The following is a 20,831-nucleotide window of genomic DNA, read 5'->3' as shown; positions in this document are numbered from 1 at the left end:
TGGTTACCTCCTGTGTAATTTCAGAATTCACTCCTGCTCGGATGTGCAGTTGGGGCAGCGGGTCGCCTTGATCGGTATCATGGTGCAGCAGCGCGGGCATTCCTTGGTGGTGACCGGGGGAGGAGGCGCCGGCATCAGCCTGTTGATCTGGCGCACCACGAGAAACAGGGCAAAGGCGATGATGATGAAATCGAAGACGGCGTTGAGGAAAAGACCGTAGGCGATGACCGGCACGCCGGCCGCCTTGGCCTCGGCCACGGAACGAACCGGCGTGGCGGAGAGGTTGATGAACAGCGAGGCGAAATCGATGTTGCCGAGCAGCTTCCCGATGGGCGGCGTGATGATGTCGGCGACGAAAGACGTGACGATCTTGCCGAAGGCGGCCCCTAGCACGACGGCGATGGCGAGATCGAGCACGTTACCCTTGACAGCGAACTTCTTGAATTCCTCAAGCATTTCAGCGTTCCCTCCTCCCAATTAGTATCACGTCCCGGCAGTACACATTAAGAACACTACCACCCGTCCCCCCCATGCGCAACAAAGCGCTCCCTTTTTGCCGACGGCAATAAGGGGAGGCATTGCGGTAGCGCGCGTTACGGGACTGTAGATGCTCCCGGTATTCAGGGTGCAGGATGGCAGCCCCCTCTGGTTTAGGGGGGGACGTGGAGATGTTGCTGTGGAAGGGGAGGAAGGGGAACGGGGTTAGCCACCGGCTAACCAGGAGAGCTTCAACTGCAGGAGCAGGGGATGCCTTTCGCCTTGTCGAAGGCCTCCTTCCCCTCCTTGAAGCAGAACCAGCCGATGCCGAGGCCGCCTGCGGCATCGAGCCAACCGATGCCGGTGAGATAATAACCGGCGCTGGAGACGAGCAGGATGACGGAAAGGTAGAGACAGACCCTGGTGCAGGCTGCGTCGGCGAGGATGGCCTGCGAGCCGAGGGCCTTTCCCACCTTCACCTTCTGCTGGATCAAAAGCCACATGGAAAGGATGGATACGCAGGAAACCACCATGCCCCAGAAGGTGGTGGTGGGAGCATGGCGGTGAAAGGCGTCGTAGACGGCGGTGAGCAGGAGGCCGGCGGCCAGGAGATAGAAGCCGCCGCCGGTGATCCTGAGCGCGCCGCGCTCGAACTCGTCCGGGGCCTGGTCCGGGTTCTCGCGCTGCCGGCGCACCATGTGCCAGATCCCGGCCCCCGAGATGACCTCGACGAAGGAGTCCAGGCCGAATCCGAAGAGCGCCAGGGATTCGTCCTCGAAGCCGAACCAGGCGGAGACTACGCCTTCAAGGATGTTGTACAGGATGGTGATCAGCGCCAGGAGCGCCGCTGTGCGGTAGAGCTTGTCGAGTTCCCTGGTCATCGGAGGTCCTTTGGGGCTGCAACTGAATGTATCGCGAGTTTTGAATATATCGTGCAGGCGCATGGAAAGTCAACGGCCGGCACGGCCGCGGTTTCACTTTTCCAACACCGTCAATGGGTCCGGCAATGCAAGTAATGGTTTCTGCGAAACTCTAACAAGTGTGGTTTTGACGACATCGAAAAATGACAGATTGGGTGCAAGAAGCTGCAGAAATATTATTGACAGCCAAAAACCGCTATGCTATACACGTAATCTCTTCGCGGCACAGGGGCGAAGAAACCAATATTCCCGAGTAGATCAGTCGGTAGATCAGCGGACTGTTAATCCGTGTGTCGTAGGTTCGAGTCCTACCTCGGGAGCCAAATTATTCAAAGGGTCACAGCGCCAGCTGCGACCCTTTTTTCGTTTTCCCCTTCCATCTCCCCCTTCCCCTTCCATCTCCCCCTTCCCCTTCCATCTCCCCCTTCCCCTTCCATCTCCCCCTTCCCCTTCCATCTCCCCCTTCCCCTTCCATCTCCCCCTTCCCCTTCCATCTCCCCCTTCCATATCCATCTCCCCCTTCCATATCCATCTCCCCCTTCCATATCCATCTCCATTCCTCCCGGCTCACAACATTACGCTTCAACCGCTTGACAGGTTCTTTAACTCGACCTATAGTCATACCTGACCATCAGTCAAGTTAAGGAGAATCGCGATGAGCAACGTCATCGGGCAGAGTCCGTCCGCTCCAAGCCGGCCATCCGGGCGCAGGGCGAAAAAGAGCGAGGAAACGAGGGAGCGGATCTTCCGCGCCGCGCTCAGCCTCTTCGCGGAAAGGGGCCTCAGCGCCACCACCATAGAGGCGATCACCGCCGCCGCGGACGTGGGCAAGGGAACCTTCTTCAACTACTTCGACAACAAGGAAAGCATCCTGCTGGAATACCGGGAGCTGCAGATGGCGCGGGTCGCTGAGTTCGTGGCCGCCAACCGGGATTCGGACCGCCCGCTCGCGCCGCTTTTGTTGCAACTGGCTTTGACGCTGGCCATGGAGCAGGAAAAGAGCCCCGGCCTGATCCAGAGCCTGATGACTGCCGTCTTCGCCAACGAGACGGTCCAGAGGCGGATGGCGGAGGCGATGGAAGGGAACATCCGGCAGCTTGCCACCGTGATGGCGCGGCGCCAGCAGTCGGGCGAGATACGCAGCGACCTCGACGCGTTCAGCATCGCGCAGTCGTTCCAGCGCATCATCTTCGGCACCATGATCACCTGGTCCCTCGACCCGGTCGACCCCCTGGAGGAGAACCTGAAGCGGAGCATCCAGGTGTTCGTGGACGGGGCCCGCTCCAAATAGCAGCAGGCGACAAAGGACACGCCATGATCGCAAAGACCTTGAAAGTTTTCACCGTATCCCTCCTGCTGGCCCTGGCGGGGAGGGAGGCTTTCGCCCAGGACTCCCCTCCCCTTGTGCTGTCGCTGGACCAGGCCATCACCCGCGGCCTGAAGACGAACCTCAGCGCGGTGCTGGCAAGATCCAGGATGGACGAGGCGGAAGGGACGCGGGAACGCAGGCTTGCCGCCTACCTGCCGCACCTGCGCATCGAGACCCCCTTCGCTTGGCAGACCCGCAACCTGCGCGCCCAGGGGATCAGCTTCCCCAACTCCCCCGCCGTGGTGGGTCCCTTCACCAGCTACGACTTCCGCATCTACGGGGAACAGAGCGTCCTCGACCTGCAGAGCTACCACGCCATCAAGGCGGCCGAAGAGGAGCAGAAGGCGCGGCGCGCCGACTACCAGGACGCGCGCGGCGAGGTGATCCGCCTGGTCACGGTGCAGTACCTGAACGCGGCCTACGCCCAGGCCCGGGTGGCGACGGCCCGCAGCCGGGTGCAGACCTCGGAGGTGCTGGAGAAACTGGCGCGAGACCAGCGCGCGGCGGGGGTGGCGGACGGCCTGGACGTGCTGCGCGCCCAGGTGCAGCTTGCCAACGACCGCCAGAACCTGCTGGCGACGGGAAACAACGCGCAGCTCGCCCTGCTCGCCCTGGCCCGCAGCGTCGGCATCGACCTGGGCACCCCCATCACCCTCACCGACCAGCTCTCCTTCAAACCGCTGGATCCGCCGCAGATCGAGCAGGGGATCCAGGCCGCGCTGGAAAGCCGACCCGACTACCGCTCGCTCTTTGCCCAGCGCGCCTCGCTGGAGGAGCAGGCCAAGGCGTCCCGCTCGCGCTACCTCCCCAAGATCGTGGTGAGCGGCAACTACGGCACCAGCGGCCAGGAGATGAGCAACCTCGACCCGACCGGCATGCTCCAGGTGAACATGGTGCTGAACCTGTTCGACTACGACCGCAAGGGGGAGCGTCTGGAACTGGAGAGTCGCCTCGATCGCAACCGGCGCCAGATCGCAGACCTGAAGCTCGGGGTGGAGCAGGACATCCGCGCGGCACTGTTGAACCTGACGTCGGCGACCGACCAGGTGGCCACTGCGCGGGAGGGGGCGCAGCTCGCCGAGCGCGAACTGCAGTACGCCGGCGACCGCTTCAGAAACGGGATCGCCAACAACATCGAGGTGGTCACGGCGCAGGACGCGCTGGCGCGGGCTCGCGACAACGAGCTGAACGCTCTGGCACAGCACGCCGAGGCGAAGATAACGCTCGCCCGCGCCCTGGGCGACACGGAACAGGTGTACCGGCTGTTCCTGGGCATCGAATAACTGCGAGGTGACGCACCCATGAAAAGAAAAGTGATCCCGATCCTGCTGCTGGTCGCCGTGCTCATCGGCGCCGGATACTTCTTCACCCATCGCGCCAAAAACGACGCCGGGGCCACCTCTATCACCCTGTCGGGCAACATCGAGGCGCACGAGAGCGTGGTCGGCTTCAAGGTGCCCGGCCGGCTGACGGAGCTCCCCGTCGAGGAGGGGCAGCTGGTCAAGGCGGGAGACGTCCTGGCCAGGCTGGACCAGGGGGACTACCGGCAGCAGGTGCAGATCGACGAGGCGGCGGTCGGCGCGCGCCAGGCGGAGTTGGGCCTCGCCACCGCCGGGAGCCGCCCCCAGGAGAAGAAGGCGGCGCAGCAGTCGGTGCTGGACGCCCAGGCGGACTACGAGCTGAAGAAGCACGACCTGCAGCGCTACCAGGCCCTGTACGAGAAGGACGAGGTCTCGGCGCAGGTGCGCGACACCGCCGCCGCGGCGCTGAAGCGGAGCCAGGCCGTCCTGGAGCGGGCCAAGCAGAACTACGACCAGGTGCTGGAGGGGGTGCGCAAGGAGCAGGTGGACATCAACCGCGCCGCGGTCCGCTCGGCCCGCCAGGCGCTGGAACTCTCCAAGATCAGGCTCGGCTACACCACCCTCCAGTCCCCCATCACGGGGGTGGTGCTGGTGCGCCAGGCCGAACTGGGCGAGGTGCTCAGCGCGGGGACGCCGGTGGCGACCATCGCCGACCTGGACCACCTCTGGATGCGCGGCTACCTGAGCGAGACCGACCTGGGCCGGGTCAAGCTGGGCCAGGTCGCCACGGTGAAGACGGACACCTACCCGGGCAAGAGCTACCGGGGGCGGGTCTCCTTCATCTCCTCCCAGGCGGAGTTCACCCCGAAGTCGGTGGAGACCCACAAGGAGCGGGTGACCCTGGTGTACCGCATCAAGATCGAGCTGGAGAACCCCGGGCACGAGCTGAAGCCGGGCATGCCGGCGGATGCGACCCTCGCGGTGGCGCCGGCCAGGTGACATGAGCGACTCCGGGAACGCCATAGAGCTCAACGGGCTCACCAAATCGTTCCCCGGCGTGCGCGCCGTGGACGGGCTCACCTTCGCCGTCCGGCGCGGCGAGATCTTCGGGCTGGTCGGCCCGGACGGCGCCGGCAAGACCACCACCATGCGCATGCTGGCCGGGGTGCTCGCCCCGGACCAGGGGAGCGCCACCGTCGCCGGCTTCGATCTTACCCGCGACGCCGAGCCGGCCAAGCACCACATCAGCTACATGCCGCAGCGCTTCGGGCTCTACGAGGAGCTGACCGTGGACGAGAACATCCGCTTCTACGCGGACCTCTTCGGCGTGCCCCGCCGCGAGCGGGAGGAGCGCTCCGCGGAACTGCTCAAGGCCGCCGGGATGGCAGAGTTCCGCTCGCGCCTGGCCGGCAAGCTCTCCGGCGGGATGAAGCAGAAACTTGGCCTGGTCTGCGCGCTCATCCACACCCCGGAGGTGATCCTGCTCGACGAGCCGACCAACGGCGTCGACCCTGTGTCGCGGCGCGACTTCTGGCGCATCCTCTACACCCTCTTGGACCAAGGAGTCACCATCCTCACCACCACGGCCTACCTCGACGAGGCGGAGCGCTGCCACCGCGTGGCGCTCTTGCACGAAGGACGCATGCTCTTTTGCGACACCCCCGCCAACTTGAAGGCGTCCCTCCCCGGCGCCGTCCTCTCCATCGTCTGCGCCGACCCGCGCCCGGTCCGGGACCTGTTGGCCGGCATCGAGGGGATCTCTTCCGCGATGATCGTCGGCGACGGGCTGCACCTGGTGGTGCGCGACCCGCAGCGCATGATCCCGGAACTGCGCAACCGCATCGCCGCGGCCGGGCTCTCCTGCGACGCCATCGAGCAGGTAGCCCCCTCCATCGAAGACCTCTTCGTCGAGGCGGTACAGGGCGGTCATGGCCAGGACCGGCAGGACGCCCGGGACGACCACGGCGGCCAGGGGCACACTGAGGACCGCGAGCACCAAGGGGGCGGGCGATGAACGGCGCGGCCCCGGCAGTCGTGGTGCGGGACTTGGTGAAGCGCTTCGGCGACTTCGTCGCGGTGAACAACATCTCCCTGGAGGCGCGCCCGGGCGAGATCTTCGGCTTCCTGGGGCCCAACGGCGCCGGCAAGTCCACCACCATCAGGATGCTGTGCGGCCTGCTGCGGCCGACCTCCGGACAGGCGCTGGTGGCCGGGCTGGACGTGGCGCGCGAGCCGGAGCGGGTGCGGCAGAACATCGGCTACATGTCGCAGAAATTCTCCCTGTACAACGACCTGAAGGTGATCGAGAACCTGCGTTTTTTCGCCGGCATGTACAGCGTCCCCGCGGCCGAACTCAAAGAGCGCATCGACTGGGCCATCGACATGGCGGGGCTTGCCGGCCGGGAACAGCTCCTCACCGGCACCCTCGCCGCGGGGTGGAAGCAGCGCCTGGCCCTGGGCTGCGCCGTCCTGCACCGCCCCCCCATCGTCTTCCTGGACGAGCCCACCTCGGGGGTCGATCCCATCTCGCGGCGGCTCTTCTGGGAGCTGATCCACCGCATGGCCGACGACGGGGTCACCGTCTTCGTGACCACCCACTACATGGACGAGGCGGAATACTGCAACCGCCTGGTGCTCATCGACCGCGGCAGGATCGTCGCCTCGGGTTCCCCGCTGGAGCTGAAGGAAAAGAGCATGGCGGGGGATCTACTGCTCGTCGAATGCGACCAGGTGGGGAAGGCACTGGAGGAGCTGCAAGGGGCGCCGGGGGTCACCGACGCCGCCATCTTCGGCAACGCGCTGCACCTGGTAGTAGGCTCCGCAGACCAGGCCATCCCGCAGGTGCAGGAGTTTCTGGCCGCGCGCGGCATCGCCGTCACCCGCATCGAGAAGATCCGCCCCACCCTGGAGGACGTCTTCGTGTCGCTGACCAGTCTTAACAGAAACGAAGGGAACAGGGATGAAGGGGATAAAAGGGATAAAGGCGATAAAACCGTGGGGACCGTAACCGGCAGGGAGAAGGGACAACCATGAACTGGAACCGGCTCTGCGCCATGGCGCGCAAGGAAATGATCCAGATCCGGCGCGACGCCCGCAGCATCGGCATCGTCATCGCCATGCCCATCGTGATGATGTTCGCCTTCGGCTACGGCGTGAGCTTCGACACCAAGCACATCCCGGTCTACGTCTACGACCAGGAAAAGAGCCAGCAAAGCCAGGACTTCGTCAAGCGCTTCCAGGCCTCGGTCTACTTCAACGTGGTCAAGACGGTGCAGAGCTATCCGGAACTGGTAAGCGCCATCGACGCCGGGAGGTGCCAGATCGGCCTCGTAGTCCCCCCTGATTTCTCGAAAAAGCTCCGTTCGGGGCAGAAGGTGAGCGTGCAGGCGATCTTCGACGGCACCGACAGCAACAGCGCGAGCCTCGGGATGAGCTACACGGAGGCGGTGGCGCAGGCGCACTCCCAGCAGCTCCAACTGGCATGGCTGCGGGGACGCGGCCAGGGGCAGCCGCGCCTTCCAGTAAGCGTCGACGCCCGGACCTGGTTCAACGAGAACCTGGAGAGCATGGTCACCATCGTCCCGGGCGTGGTGGCCATGGTCATGGCGGTGGTGGGGACCTTCCTCACCTCGCTCACCGTGGCGCGCGAGTGGGAGCGCGGCACCATGGAACAGCTCATCTCGACCCCGGTGACGCCGCTGGAGATCATGCTGGGCAAACTGGCCCCCTACGTGGTGATCGGCCTGGCCGACACGAGCCTCTGCGCCGTGATGGGGGTGTGGTGGTTCGGCGTCCCGTTCCGGGGGCACATCTGGGTCTTTCTGCTGAGCACCCTCCTCTTCCTGATCGTGGTGCTGTCGCTGGGATACTTCTTCTCGGTGGTGGCCAAGACGCAGCTCGCCGCCAGCCAGGTCTCGCTGATCGCTACCTTCCTGCCCGCGTTCCTGCTCTCGGGTTTCATGTACCCCATCGACCAGATGCCGGCGGTGGTGCGGGGCATCACCCACGTCGTGCCGGCCCGCTACTACATGGCCATCCTGCGCAACGTGTTCCTGAAGGGATCGCCGGTGCTGACCATGTGGCAGGATTTGCTGGGACTGGCCATCTTCGCCGCCGTGCTCGGACTGGCGGCAACGCGGGTCTTCCGCAAGAAACTCGCCTGAGGGGGAAACATGCTGGGCCGCCTGCGCCAGATGCTGATCAAGGAGTTCCTGCACGTCATCCGCGACAAGAGGGCGAGGTTCCTGCTGTTCGGACCGCCCATCATCCAGACGCTGGTGTTCGGCTACGCAGCGACCCTGGAGATCAAGCACGTACCGATCGCCATCGTCGACTACGACAACAGCCAGGCGAGCCGCGACCTGGTGTCCCGCTTCCAGGCGAGCCGCTACTTCGAGGTGCGCCGCATCGCCGACCGGCGCGAGATCGCGGACCTGATCGACCGCGACCAGGTGAACATGGCGCTGCAGGTCAACTCCGGCTTCGCGCGCGACCTGGGCAAGGGTGAGACCGCGCACCTGCAGGTGATCGTCGATGCCAGCAACTCCAACACCGCCCTGGTCGGCCTAGGCTACGTCAACCAGGTGGCCCAGGGCTTCGCCCGCGACTTCCGCACGGCCGCGCTGCAACGGCAGGCCCCGGCCCTGGCGGCCTCCCTCCCCGAGATCGTGGTCGAGCGCCGCCCCTGGTACAACCCCGACCTGAGCAGCCAGTGGTTCTTCGTGCCGGGGGTGATCGGCAACCTGGTCCTGGTGATCGTGGTCACCCTGACCGCCTTCGCCGTGGTGCGGGAGCGCGAGATCGGCACCCTGGAGCAGATCATGGTGACGCCGATACGACGCACCGAATTCATCCTGGGCAAGACCATCCCCTTCTTCCTGATCGGCCTTCTGGACACGGCGCTGATCAGCCTGGCCGGGACGCTCTGGTTCCACGTGCCGCTCACCGGGAGCTTCCTGGTGCTGGCCGCCGGGACCGTCTGCTTCATCCTGTGCATGCTCGGCGTCGGCCTCTTCATCTCCACCGTCTCGGCGACCCAGCAGCAGGCCATGGTGACCAGCTTCTTCTTCATCATGCCCGCCGTCATCTTCTCCGGCTTCGGCTCCCCCATCTCCAGCATGCCCGTCTTCCTGCAGCGCCTCACCTACCTGAACCCGCTGCGCTACCAGGAGGTGGTGCTGAGAAGCGTGTACCTGAAAGGGGTCGGCTTCGAGGTGCTCTGGCCCCAGATGGCGGCCATGGCGCTCATCGCCGCAGTCATGCTCACCGTGAGCGTGCTCCGCTTCCGCAAGTCACTGGAATGATCTGTCGTGTTGTCACCGTCACGCCCCCTGCCGTCCAGCCTGCTCCACGCCTGGCGGGATTCCTGGTGCGGTAAATGGTGGTCTATAATCCACCGTTCCAGTCCCCGGTAAACGTTTCCCACCTCTCATCGATCAAATGTCATCTAAATCGTTGACGTACCGCGTACCCGGTGTATAAAATGCCGCTCCAAAACGGGTTCCTACACCACGTAGGACGGTGACCGGCGCAACTGTCGGCCGCCGCCCCTCCACCACACGAGCAACGAAATGACGCGACTGACATTTCACTCGAAATCCCGGGCAGAGTACCTGATCGCCACCGGGCGCGTCATCCTCTCCGCGTTCTTTTTGTTCGCCGTCTGGCTCGACCCGTCCGAGCCGACCCGCTACGCGGCCACCACCTACGGCATCCTCTCGGGCTATCTCGGCTACTCCCTGGTCATAGGCGCCCTCACCTGGCGCCAGACCTTCGGCTGGACCCGTCTGCACCTGGTCACCCACAGCATCGACCTTTTGGTCTTTGCCTGCCTCATGTTCCTCACCACGGGGCCGAACAGCCCGTTCTTCGTCTACTTCATCTTCATCCTGGTCTGCGCCACCTTTCGCTGGCAGTGGCGCGGCACCCTCTGGACCGCGGTGGCGGCCATGTCCATCACCGTCCTGCTCGCCTGCTACCCTTCCAACCTGCTCCTGGACCAGAGCTTCGAGCTGAACCGCTTCATCATCCGCATCGCCTACCTCGCCGTCGTGGCCGGCCTGCTCGGCTACCTGGGCGCCTACGAAGAGTCGATGCGGGAGATCCTCGCCATGCTGTCCCAGTGGCCGCGGGAAACGCTCCCCCGGGAACCGGGCACGGACGGCCAGGGGATGCTGGGCCACGCCGCGGACATACTGAGAGTGCCGCGGGTGATCCTTTTGTGGGAAGAGGAAGACGAGCCGTGGCTGCACCTGCTCTGCTGGACCGCCGAGGGATGCCGCTACGAGTGGAAGGAGCCGGGCGTCTTCGGGGAGATCGTGGCCGAAGGGCTGGAGCAGGCGAGCTTCTTCACCCGCGACGCCGGCTCGAGCCGGGGGCTCGTGGTCTGCAACACGTTGGCCGGCTTGCAGCAGCGCCACAGCGCACCGCTGCACCCGGAAATCGTCCGCGCTTTCAGCGTCACCTCGGCGTGCGTCTCGCCCTTGGACGGTGAGAGAATCTCCGGCTACCTGATCGCCCTGGACCGGCGCCACTTCACCCCGGACGACCTGGTCCTGGGCGGCATCGTCGCCCACGAGATCGCGGCCAGGCTCGACCACGCCCTGCTCTTGAAACAGATCCAGCAGGGGGCCGCCGCCGACGAGCGCCTGCGGCTGGCCCACGACCTGCACGACGGCCTGCTGCAGTCCTTGGCGGGGGCGGGGTTGCAACTGGCGGCGGTGAGCCGCCTGATGGAGAGCGACCCCGCCGGCGCCCGCGAAAGCATCCTGCAGGTGCAGCAGCTGCTGGCGGCCGAGCAGCGCGACCTGAGGACCCAGATCAACGACATGAAGCCGCTCTTCTCCCGGCGCAAGACCGAGGAGTTCGGGCTTGCCAAGCGGCTGGAGGAGCTCGCCGGCCGGATCAGGCGGCAGTGGGAGGTCGCCTGCTCCGTCACCTGCCACACACCGGCGCCCCGGCTGCAGCGCAGCATGGCGCGCGAGATCTACTTCGTGGTGCACGAGGCGCTCATCAACGCGGTGCGCCACGCGGAGGCAAGGACGCTGCGCGCGGAGATCTGCTTCGACGCCCAGTGGGCGCGCATCACCGTGATCGACGACGGGCGCGGCTTCGGCTTCCAAGGCAGCTACGACCAGGACCAGTTGAGCGACCTGAAGCGCGGCCCGGTGACGCTGCGGGAGCGCATCGACGCCCTGAACGGAAAACTGGTGATCGACTCCAGCGAGCGCGGCGCCCGCCTCGACATCACCCTGCCCCTCATGGAACTAGGAGGCTGACATGATACGACTGGTCATCGCGGACGACCATCCGCTGATCCTCAACGGGCTCACCGGCCTGTTCAACTTCGAGGAGGATTTCCAGGTGCTGGCCAGTTGCAGCAACGGCACGGATGCGCTGGATGAGATCCGCCGGCAGCGTCCCGACGTCGCGGTGCTCGACATCCGCATGCCGGGGCTGAACGGCATCGAGGTGGCGCGCAGGGTGACCGAGGAGCGGCTCGGCGCGCGGCTGGTCCTGCTCACGGCGGCACTTGAGGACGAGGACATGCTGGATGCGGTCATGCTCGGCATCCAAGGGGTGGTCCTGAAGGAGATGGCGCCGCAGTTCCTGGTGCAGTGCATCCGCAAGGTGCACGCCGGCGAGCAGTGGCTGGAGCGCCGTTCCGCCAAGCAGGCCCTGGAAAAGCTCCTGAAGCGCGAAGCGGGGGGACGCGAGGTGGCCCACCTGCTCACCCAGCGCGAGATCGAGCTGGTACGCATGGTGGCCGGAGGCTCGCGCAACAAGGAGATCGCCGACAAGCTCTGCATCAGCGAAGGGACGGTGAAGGTCCACCTGCACAACATCTATCAGAAGATCAACGTGGACGGCAGGGTGGCGCTGTTGCGCTACGCCCAGGAAAAAGGATTGGTCTAGCAGCGACCATGCGCACATGCGTCCACATCCCCTCTCCCTCTGGGAGAGGGCCAGGGTGAGGGGAGATGCCAAGGGCAAGATGCCGGCAGCAGGGCAGCGCCCTCACCCGCCCTTCGGGCACCCTCTCCCGGAGGGAGAGGGAACTAACAGAAGAATCATTCCATCCTGACAATGGTCGCCCCCACAGGCATAAAATATCCGTTCTACCCATAACCCCCTTCACTTCGTGAATATTTTTCTCACCTGATTCATTTTCTCCTCTTGCAATAAAACATCTTTCTACTAAAATAGAACATACTGCCAGTTCTGGTTCACGCGCCAAAGAGTCCACCGTTTCGCTGTCAGCAAGGGGAGGCCGGGATGAGCACGACGAGAACAGAGCGTAGCAAGGACACACAGGGAGAGTCCCTGCACCATGAGGACCTCTCCATCAGCCAGATCCTGAAGGAGCGCGGCGTCTCCCGACGCGACTTCCTGAAGTTCTGCTCAACGGTCACGGCGGCCCTGGCGCTGCCACCTTCCTTCGCCCCGTCCGTGGCCCAGGCGCTGGACGAGGTGAAACGCCCCCCCCTGGTCTGGCTCGAATTCCAGGGCTGTACCGGCGACAGCGAGGCGCTGTTGCGCTCCGCCAACCCCACCGTCGCGGAGATCGTCCTCGACATCCTCTCGGTCGACTACCACGAGACCATCATGGCCGCGGCGGGACACCAGGCCGAGGCCGCCCTGGACAAGACCATCACCGACTACAAGGGGAAATACTTCGCCGTCATCGAGGGGTCCATCCCGATGAAGGACGGCGGGATCTACGGCTGCGTCGGGGGCAAGTCCAACCTGGAGCGCGCCCGCCAGGTCTGCGGCGGCGCCGCGGCCACCATCGCCATCGGCAACTGCGCCTCCTACGGCGGCATCCCCGCGGCCGCCCCCAACCCGACCGGCGCGGTGGGGGTCAAGGAGGCGGTCCCGGGCGCCACGGTGATCAACCTCCCCGGCTGCCCCTGCAACGCCGACAACCTGACCGCCACCATCGTGCACTACCTGGTCTTCAACAAGATCCCCGCCCTCGACGGCCACGGCCGCCCCCTGTTCGCCTACGGCAAGCGCATCCACGACAACTGCGAGCGGCGCCCGCACTTCGACGCCGGGCAGTACGTGGAGAAGTGGGGTGACGACGGGCACCGCAGGGGGTACTGCCTCTACAAGATGGGGTGCAAGGGCCCCGCCACCTTCCACAACTGTCCCACCCAGCGCTACAACGAGAAGACAGCCTGGCCCATCGGCTCGGGTCACCCCTGCGTCGGCTGCGCCGAGCCCCAGTTCTGGGACGTCATGTCCCCCATGTACCGCAGGCTCCCCAACGTGCCGGGCTTCGGCATCGAGCACACCGCCGACGCCATCGGCCTGGGGCTGGCCGCCGGCGCCGCGGGCGCCTTCGTGGTGCACGGAGCACTTTCCGCCATGAGAAAGGACAAGGAACCGGGCGAGGACGCCAAGGAGGACTAAGATGAGCAAGATCGTTGTCGACCCGATCACCAGGATCGAAGGGCACCTGCGCGTCGAGGCGGAAGTCTCCGGCGGCAAGATCAGCAACGCCTGGGTTTCCGGCACCATGTTCCGCGGCATAGAGACCATCCTCAAGGGGCGCGACCCGCGCGACGCCTGGTACTGGACCCAGCGCTTCTGCGGCGTCTGTACCACGGTGCACTCCATCGCCTCCATCCGCGCCGTCGAGGACGCGCTGAAGATCCCGGTCCCCCCCAACGCGCAGCTGATCCGCAACATCATCATCGCCATCCAGAACACCCAGGACCACGTGATCCACTTCTACCACCTGCACGCCCTGGACTGGGTGGACATCACCTCGGGCCTCAAGGCCGACCCGGTCAAGACCGCTCAATTGGCCGCCTCCATCTCGGACTGGCCCAACAACTCGCCCACCTACTTCAAGGCCGTGCAGGACAAGGTGAAGGCCTTCGTCGGCTCCGGGCGGCTGGGCCCCTTCGCCAACGCCTACTGGGGGCACCCCGCCTACAAGCTCCCCCCCGAGGCGAACCTGATGGCCACCGCCCACTACCTGGAGGCGCTGGAGTGGCAAAAGGACATCATCAAGATCCACGCCATCCTGGGGAGCAAGAACCCGCACCCGCAGACCTTCCTGGTGGGAGGGATGTCGATCCCCATCGACCCGGACTCGCAGAACGCCTTGAACGCCGACAAGCTGATCGAGGTGAAGCGCCTCTTGCACAAGGCCCAGGAATTCGTGGAGAAGGTCTACATCCCGGACCTCCTGGCAGTCGCCTCCTTCTACAAGGATTGGGCGGGGATCGGCGCCGGGGTCGGCAACTACATGTGCTACCCCGAGTTCCCGGACGCCAACGGCAAACCGTGGCTCCCCGGCGGCGCCATCCTGAACCGGGACATCTCCAAGGTGGTTCCCTTGGACCAGAAGAAGATCACCGAGCACGTCGAGCACTCCTGGTACCAGGATGCGGGGAGCGAGGGAAAGGGTCTGCACCCGTGGGAGGGCTCCAGCGAGCCCAACTATACCGGCCCCAAGCCCCCCTACCAGTACCTCGACACGGACAAGAAGTACTCCTGGGTCAAGGCGCCGCGCTACGAGGAGAAGCCGATGGAGGTCGGGCCGCTCTCCCGCGTGCTGGTCGCCTACGTCTCCGGGCACAAGGAGACCAAGGCGGCGGTGGACCTGGTGCTCAAGAAACTCGGCGTCGGCCCCGAGGCCCTCTTCTCCACCCTGGGCAGAACCGGCGCCCGCGGCATCGACTGCCTGGTCATCGCCCAGCAGGCCCCCAAGTGGCTGGACGAGCTGATCGGCAACATCGCCAAGGGTGACCTGAGGATCCACTCGAACGAGCTCTGGGACCCGGCCACCTGGCCGGCCGAGGCGCACGGCTACGGCTGGCACGAGGCGCCCCGCGGCGGCCTCGGGCACTGGATCAAGATCAAGGACCAGAAGATCCTCAACTACCAGGCGGTGGTCCCCTCCACCTGGAACGCCTCGCCGCGCGACGCCAAGGGGCAGGCGGGGCCCTACGAGGCCGCCCTCTTGGGCACGCCGGTCGCGGACCCGGAAAAGCCGCTCGAGATCCTGCGCACCATCCACTCCTTCGACCCCTGCCTGGCCTGCGCCGTGCACGTTCTCGACGCCACCGGCAGGGAGATGGTCAGGGTGAAGGCATCCTAGAGGAGGTGGGCCATGTCGGATGTTTGCAAGGTCAAGCAGTACGTCTGGGAACTGCCGCTGCGCTGGTTCCACTGGATCAACGTGCTCGCCATCGTCATCCTGTCGGGGACCGGGTTCCTGATCGGGCACCCGGTGACTCTGGGGGCCAGCGCCAGCGACTACGCCATGGGATGGATCCGCCTGATCCACTTCGTCGCGGCCTACGCCTTTACCGTGAGTGTCGCCTCGCGCGTGGTGTGGGCCTTCATCGGCAACGAGCACGCCAGCTGGCGCGCCTTCTTCCCCATGTACAGCGCCAAGGGGCGGGAAAAGCTGCGGCACATGATACGCTACTACACGCTGCAGACGCACGAGGTGCCCGAGATCGTGGGACACAACCCGCTGGCGACCACCGCCTACTTCGTGCTGTTCCTGATCTACCTGGCCATGATCCTCACCGGTTTCGCCATGTACGCCACCCACGCGCCGGGCGGGATCATGTTCAAGTCGCTCGGCTTCATGTACTCTCACTTCACCCTGCAGGGGATGCGCCTGGCCCACCATTTCGGCATGTGGCTCATCTTCGGCTTCGTCATCAACCACATCTACAGCGCCTGGCTCATGGACATCAAGGAGCACGGCGGGGAAATTTCCAGCATGTTCAGCGGTTACAAGTTCACCGTCAAAAAAGGAGAATAGTCCCGTCATCCCCTCTCCCCGCGTGAGGGCACCCGAGCACCCCCCTCGCCTGCCCCTGTTGCCGAGGGCGAGGGGACTGCGACTACCTAAACAGCAAGGAGAACGAAACGTGACGGCACAATCGATGAAGAACGCACCGAAGGTACTGGTGCTTGGGGTAGGAAACGTGGTGATGGGGGATGACGGCGTCGGCATCCGGGTGGTGCAGCAGTTGCAGCGCGAGTACACCTTCCCCAAGGGCGTGGAGATCGTGGACGGCGGCACGCTGGGGCTCGACCTCCTCCCGGTGCTGGAGGGGAGGAGCCACCTGATCATGGTGGACGCCGTGGAAACGGGCAAGGAGCCCGGAACCTGCGTGCGCCTTTCCGGCGAGGAGCTCCCGATCGCGCTGGAGACCAAGGTCTCGCCGCACCAGATGGGGCTCAAGGACCTCCTCTCCGTCGCGCGGCTCATGGGGCAGGCGCCGGGCAAGATGGTGCTGATCGGCGTGCAGCCGGGGAGCATCGAGATGGGGACCGAGCTCACCCACGAGGTGTCGCTGCAGGTGGAAACCATGAAGGGGGCGGTGCTGAAGGAGCTCTCCGCCTTCGGCGTCCAGTGCCGCCCCGTTACCCGCACCGTCAACGTCTGCCGGGATTAACCGCCATGCCGGTACGCACGACTACTCCTCCCCAAGCTCCTCCCCCCGGAGGGGGGACCGTGGGCAGGCAGGGATCAGGCGCGGGGCGCTGGCCGCTGTCCGCCCGCCCCATCGCCACCTGCCTCGCCGCGGCCCTGCTCCTGAGCGGCTGCACCGAACCGCCGCAAGCCGACTCGCCTCCGGTGGCTACCGAACGCGGCGCCCAGCTCTTCAAGGAACGCTGCGCCCCCTGCCACCCCGACGGCGGCAACGTCCTCAACCCGAAGAAAACCCTGCACGGCGGCGTGCTGGCCGACAACGGCATCACCACGCCCGCCGGGATCGTGGCCAGGATGCGCGCCCCCGGGCCGGGGATGACCCGCTTCGACCAGGCCGCCATCCCTGATGCCGACGCCCGCCTCATCGCCGAGTACATCCTCGCCACCTACCGCTGAGCCCCCGCCAGCTTTCTGAACCGGCGTACGGTAGTCCCCCCTCTCCACCTGGGAGAGGGTTGGGGTGAGGGCGTCGCAAGCGGCGTAACTCTTCCTTCGTGGCATCTCCCTCACCCGCCCTTCGGGCACCCTCTCCCGGAGGGAGAGGGGATGTGGACGTGCGAGGCGGAGGCTGGGAGGGGGAGGCCAGTGCCGCATCAGCTTGCAGTTGCCCCTTTTCCCGGCAGTCTCCGCTGCCCGCCCCCCGCGTCTCTCCCGCCAAGCTCCCGCCATTATTGCGGATAACGAGCTTCAGGCGAATGTGGCACGCCTCATGTACTTCCTGATTCATCCCATTCCCGTCACAGAAAGGAGCATGTTATGAACACGGCAAGGTTCCTGGCTGCAGTGGTCTTTTTGGTCCCACTGTTGCTCTCAGCACCGGCCCGCGCCGGGGAGATCACCATCTCGGCCGCCGCCAGCCTCAAGGAAGCGGTCAACGAAATCGCGGACGGCTACAGTCGCAAGCACCCCGGCACCAGGATCGTCAGGAACTACGGCGCCTCCGGCACCCTGGCCAAGCAGATAGAAAGCGGCGCCCCCGCCGACATCTTCATCTCCGCCAACGAACAGTGGATGGCCTACCTCAAAGAGCGCCGGCTGGTCTCCTCCAGCGTGAACCTGGCCCGCAACACCCTGGTCTTTGCCGGCAGCACCGGCAAAAGGGTCACCGGCATGCGCGACCTCGCCGCCTTGGGCAGGATCGCCCTCGGGAGCCCCACGAGCGTCCCCGCCGGCGGGTACGCTGCGGAGGCCATCAGGAATGCAGGTCTCGAGGGGGAGTTGCGCGGGAAACTGGTGTTCACCAAGGACGTCCGGGAGAGCATGATGTACGCGGAACGCGGCGAGGTGGAGGGGGCCTTCGTCTACCGCAGCGACGCGCTGCTGGGGAAGCGGGCGCGCATCCTGTTCACCGTGCCGCAGCAGCTCTACCCGCGCGTGACCTACCCGATGGCGCTGACCGCCTCCGCGACCGGCAAGGGCGAGGCCGCCGCTTTCTTCCGCTACCTGCAACAACCCGAGTCAGTCACGGTCTTGAAGAAACACGGGTTCACATTGTAGGCGCACGTCTGACTGAAGTTAGGGAAGATTGGAACAATATCAGCCTCGTGCTGGGCACTATAAACCCCTTTTTTCAAACAACTATGGCTGCAACCACATACAGCAAAAAATTTATTTGAGAGAATCAAATTATCTGATAATAATGTTCCCAAACTTAGACAAATTGATCCAGCCCGTACCGCAACAAGAAGAGGGCCAGAATGGCAACGAAAGACAGTACTCCTTCCAGCACGCCCCCCCCGGGCAGAGGCTCGGCCGGTTCCAAAGGGCAGGGTCCTCCCCTTGAGCAGATGCTGGCAGACCACTACCTGAAAATCCTGGCCCAGGCGCCGGTACTGATCTGGCGCGCCAACACCAGGGCGGAGTGCGACTGGTTCAACGACACCTGGCTCTCGTTTACCGGCCGGACCATGGAACAGGAATACGGCAACGGGTGGGCCGAGGGGGTGCACCCGGAAGACCTGCAGCGCTGTGTGGCTATCTGGCTGGGGGCCTTCGACAAGCGGGAAAGCTTCGAGATGGAGTACCGCCTGCGCCGTCACGACGGGGAGTACCGGTGGATCCTGGACATCGGCCGCCCCATGCAGGCCGTGGATGACAGCTTCGCCGGCTATATCGGCTACTGCTTCGACATCACCGACCGCAAAAAAGCGGAGATGGAGCTGGTGCTGGCCCGGGAGAGCGCGGAAGCGGCCAACCGGGCCAAGAGCGACTTCCTCGCCAACATGAGCCACGAGATCCGCACCCCGATGAACAGCATCATGGGGATGTCGCAGCTGCTTGCCTTCACCGAGCTGACCCCGGAGCAGCAGGAGTACGTGGACGGCATCCTGGCCTCCTCCGAGGGGCTCCTGGCGATCATCAACGACATCCTCGACCTGTCCAAGGTGGAGGCCGGCAAGATCGACCTGGAACTGCACAGCTTCAGCATCAGGCGCAGCATCAACGAAGTCGTCAAGGCGCAGATGAGCGCCGTCGTGGCAAAGGGTCTGTTCCTGCGCCCCGAGATCGCCGGGGACGTCCCCGACACCCTGGTGGGGGACCAGTTGAGGCTGAAGCAGGTGCTGCTGAACATCGTCGGCAACGCCATCAAGTTCACCAACGAAGGGGGCGTCACCGTCTCGGTCACGGTCCGGGAGGATCGGGGCGAGGTCGTCGACCTCGAGATCACCATCACCGACAGCGGCGTCGGCATTACCGCCGAGGCCATCGACCGCATCTTCTCCCCATTCGGCCAGGAGGACAGTTCCACCACGCGCAAGTACGGCGGCACCGGGCTCGGGCTCTCCATCAGCAGCAAGCTGGTCGAGTTGATGGGGGGGCGGATCTGGGCCGAAAGCCGCAAGAACGCCGGGAGCAGCTTCCGCATGGTGATCCCGTTTCTGCGCTCTGAAGAGCAACTGGCTCCTCGCCCCCCCTCCAGGAGCGAGGCAAGGCCCCTGTGGGAGGGGAAGAAGCTGGACATCCTGCTGGCCGACGACCAGGAGGCCAGCCGCACCATCATGTCCCGGCTGTTGGAGCGCTTCGGGCACACGCTGCACACCGCCGCAGACGGAGAAGAGGTGCTGCACAAATGGCGTGAGCGGCGCTATGACGTCATCCTCATGGATGTGGAGATGCCGACCATGGACGGCAACGAAGCCATGCGCCGCATCAGGGAACTGGAACTGGGCTCCGGTCGCCGTACCGCCATCATCGCCCTCACCGCCCACGCACTGAAGAACCAGCAGGAGATGTTCCTGCAGCTGGGCTATGACGGCTACGTCCCCAAGCCGGTCGAGCTCGCGTCACTGCTGCAGGAACTGAAGCGCTGCCTGCCGTCCTGCGCCGTCCGCCAGGATGTCCCCTCCGCCCCCGTCCCCCCCCCGGCGGTGGAGTCTGTTGACATCGACAGACTTGCCGACATACTTAGCTCCGTGGTGCCGCTGTTACAGCAAAGGAACATGATGGTCATGGACAAGGTTAACACCCTTGCCGATGCTGTTCCCGAGTTTCCCATGCTGTCTCAGTTGAACCAGCAGATCAAGCAGTTCGATTGCACCCGTGCGTTACAGACAGTGCAACGACTGTGCGATGAGCTGAACATCCGGCTCGATCGACCTCTGTAGCAGAACTTCCCGTCACACTGAGGGCGTGGTGACAAAAAAAACCATTCTCGTCGTAGACGACATTGTAGAAAATCTCATCATCCTCTACAAGGTGCTCCGTGCCGAGTACGAAGTCATCGGCGCCAACAGCGGCCAGGAAGCGCTGCGCCTGGTGCACGCGGCGGCTCCGGACCTGATCCTCTTGGATATCATGATGCCGGAAATGGACGGCTACGAGGTGTGCCGGCAGCTGAAGCAGGAGCCGCGCCTGCACGACATTCCGGTCATCTTCATCTCCGCGCTCTACGAGGAGGTCGACGAGACCCGCGGCTTCGAGATGGGGGCGGTCGATTTCATCACCAAACCGGTGAAGCCGGCAATCCTGGCCCGGCGCATGGCGGTGCACCTGGAGCTGAAGGCACGCAAAGAGGCGCTGCAGCGGCAAAACGAGGAACTGCAGGCCGCCCTGTCCAGGGTGAAGGAGCTTTCCGGGCTACTCCCCATTTGCATGACCTGCAAGAAGATCCGTGACGACCAGGGTTACTGGAACCAGTTGGAGTCCTACATCTCGGAACACTCGGAGGTACTGTTCAGCCACAGTTATTGCCCGGACTGCGCAGCCATCGCCATGAAGGAGTTCATCAAGTAAGCTGCTCTTTCTGGCAGTGCCTCTTTCGAACTTTCCCCTTACCCCCTTCCTTTTCCCTCATT

The 20,831-nt window shown here is 64.8% G+C and carries 20 protein-coding genes and 1 tRNA gene; 18 read left to right on the top strand and 3 right to left on the bottom strand.

Annotated features, from left to right (window positions below; all coding sequences use genetic code 11):
* Positions 1–27: 27 nt before the first annotated feature.
* Positions 28–456 (bottom strand): large conductance mechanosensitive channel protein MscL, encoded by a 429-nt coding sequence (gene mscL / locus H7687_RS03345; RefSeq protein ID WP_183345088.1) that lies wholly within the window; start codon positions 454–456, stop codon positions 28–30.
* 272 nt (positions 457–728) lie between these two features.
* Positions 729–1,358, bottom strand: a complete 630-nt coding sequence (locus tag H7687_RS03340) for a cation efflux transmembrane domain-containing protein (RefSeq protein ID WP_183345086.1) — start codon at positions 1,356–1,358, stop codon at positions 729–731.
* Between the two features lie 286 nt (positions 1,359–1,644).
* Between H7687_RS03340 and H7687_RS03335 the strand changes: the two genes are divergently transcribed.
* Positions 1,645–1,720, top strand: a tRNA-Asn gene (locus tag H7687_RS03335).
* A gap of 6 nt (positions 1,721–1,726) precedes the next feature.
* On the opposite strand, the gene H7687_RS03330 is transcribed toward H7687_RS03335, so the two are convergent.
* Positions 1,727–1,948: a hypothetical protein gene (locus H7687_RS03330; RefSeq protein ID WP_183345084.1), complete on the bottom strand. Its 222-nt coding sequence runs from the start codon at positions 1,946–1,948 to the stop codon at positions 1,727–1,729.
* Between the two features lie 104 nt (positions 1,949–2,052).
* On the opposite strand from H7687_RS03330, the gene H7687_RS03325 reads away from it, so the two are divergent.
* From H7687_RS03325 to H7687_RS03245, 17 genes are all read left to right on the top strand, one after another.
* The gene (locus H7687_RS03325; RefSeq protein ID WP_183345082.1) at positions 2,053–2,688 is read left to right on the top strand and encodes a TetR/AcrR family transcriptional regulator; all 636 of its coding nucleotides are present in this window, start codon (positions 2,053–2,055) and stop codon (positions 2,686–2,688) included.
* Between the two features lie 23 nt (positions 2,689–2,711).
* Complete coding sequence (locus tag H7687_RS03320) at positions 2,712–4,049, top strand: TolC family protein (protein WP_183345080.1); 1,338 nt, start codon at positions 2,712–2,714, stop codon at positions 4,047–4,049.
* An 18-nt stretch (positions 4,050–4,067) separates the two neighbouring features.
* Entirely contained in the window at positions 4,068–5,066 is a 999-nt protein-coding gene (locus H7687_RS03315) for an HlyD family secretion protein (protein WP_183345078.1), read from the top strand.
* A 1-nt stretch (position 5,067) separates the two neighbouring features.
* Positions 5,068–6,081 (top strand): ABC transporter ATP-binding protein, encoded by a 1,014-nt coding sequence (locus H7687_RS03310; protein WP_246404549.1) that lies wholly within the window; start codon positions 5,068–5,070, stop codon positions 6,079–6,081.
* Positions 6,078–7,100 carry an ABC transporter ATP-binding protein gene (locus tag H7687_RS03305; protein WP_183345076.1) on the top strand — a complete coding sequence of 341 codons (1,023 nt, stop codon included), beginning with the start codon at positions 6,078–6,080 and terminating at the stop codon, positions 7,098–7,100. Before H7687_RS03310 ends, H7687_RS03305 begins: the two co-directional genes overlap by 4 nt.
* On the top strand, positions 7,097–8,230 hold the full coding sequence (locus H7687_RS03300) for an ABC transporter permease (RefSeq protein ID WP_183345074.1): 1,134 nt from the start codon (positions 7,097–7,099) through the stop codon (positions 8,228–8,230). Before H7687_RS03305 ends, H7687_RS03300 begins: the two co-directional genes overlap by 4 nt.
* 9 nt (positions 8,231–8,239) lie before the next feature.
* Complete coding sequence (locus H7687_RS03295; RefSeq protein WP_183345072.1) at positions 8,240–9,370, top strand: ABC transporter permease; 1,131 nt, start codon at positions 8,240–8,242, stop codon at positions 9,368–9,370.
* A gap of 267 nt (positions 9,371–9,637) precedes the next feature.
* Positions 9,638–11,344 carry a sensor histidine kinase gene (locus H7687_RS03290; protein ID WP_183345070.1) on the top strand — a complete coding sequence of 569 codons (1,707 nt, stop codon included), beginning with the start codon at positions 9,638–9,640 and terminating at the stop codon, positions 11,342–11,344.
* 1 nt (position 11,345) lies between these two features.
* Positions 11,346–11,981 (top strand): response regulator, encoded by a 636-nt coding sequence (locus H7687_RS03285; RefSeq protein WP_183345068.1) that lies wholly within the window; start codon positions 11,346–11,348, stop codon positions 11,979–11,981.
* A gap of 360 nt (positions 11,982–12,341) precedes the next feature.
* Positions 12,342–13,481, top strand: coding sequence for a hydrogenase small subunit (locus H7687_RS03280; protein ID WP_198424603.1), 1,140 nt, complete (start codon positions 12,342–12,344; stop codon positions 13,479–13,481).
* Position 13,482: 1 nt separating this feature from the next.
* Positions 13,483–15,180 carry a nickel-dependent hydrogenase large subunit gene (locus tag H7687_RS03275; RefSeq protein ID WP_183345065.1) on the top strand — a complete coding sequence of 566 codons (1,698 nt, stop codon included), beginning with the start codon at positions 13,483–13,485 and terminating at the stop codon, positions 15,178–15,180.
* A gap of 12 nt (positions 15,181–15,192) precedes the next feature.
* The gene (cybH, locus tag H7687_RS03270; protein ID WP_183345063.1) at positions 15,193–15,858 is read left to right on the top strand and encodes a Ni/Fe-hydrogenase, b-type cytochrome subunit; all 666 of its coding nucleotides are present in this window, start codon (positions 15,193–15,195) and stop codon (positions 15,856–15,858) included.
* Positions 15,859–15,982: 124 nt separating this feature from the next.
* The gene (locus tag H7687_RS03265; RefSeq protein ID WP_183346036.1) at positions 15,983–16,498 is read left to right on the top strand and encodes a HyaD/HybD family hydrogenase maturation endopeptidase; all 516 of its coding nucleotides are present in this window, start codon (positions 15,983–15,985) and stop codon (positions 16,496–16,498) included.
* Positions 16,499–16,557: 59 nt separating this feature from the next.
* A complete protein-coding gene (locus H7687_RS03260) occupies positions 16,558–16,932 on the top strand; it encodes a c-type cytochrome (RefSeq protein ID WP_183345061.1) in 375 nt (124 codons plus the stop codon).
* A gap of 360 nt (positions 16,933–17,292) precedes the next feature.
* On the top strand, positions 17,293–18,033 hold the full coding sequence (gene modA / locus H7687_RS03255) for a molybdate ABC transporter substrate-binding protein (protein WP_183345060.1): 741 nt from the start codon (positions 17,293–17,295) through the stop codon (positions 18,031–18,033).
* A 200-nt stretch (positions 18,034–18,233) separates the two neighbouring features.
* Complete coding sequence (locus tag H7687_RS03250) at positions 18,234–20,141, top strand: PAS domain-containing hybrid sensor histidine kinase/response regulator (protein WP_183345058.1); 1,908 nt, start codon at positions 18,234–18,236, stop codon at positions 20,139–20,141.
* A 28-nt stretch (positions 20,142–20,169) separates the two neighbouring features.
* Positions 20,170–20,769, top strand: coding sequence for a response regulator (locus tag H7687_RS03245; RefSeq protein ID WP_183345056.1), 600 nt, complete (start codon positions 20,170–20,172; stop codon positions 20,767–20,769).
* The last annotated feature ends 62 nt before the right edge of the window (positions 20,770–20,831 follow it).

The sequence above is a fragment of the Geomonas paludis genome, from assembly GCF_014193585.1.
Taxonomy (GTDB): Bacteria; Desulfobacterota; Desulfuromonadia; order Geobacterales; family Geobacteraceae; genus Geomonas; species Geomonas paludis.
Note: the sequence above shows the minus strand (reverse complement) of the source record. Positions and strands in the feature narration are given on the sequence as shown.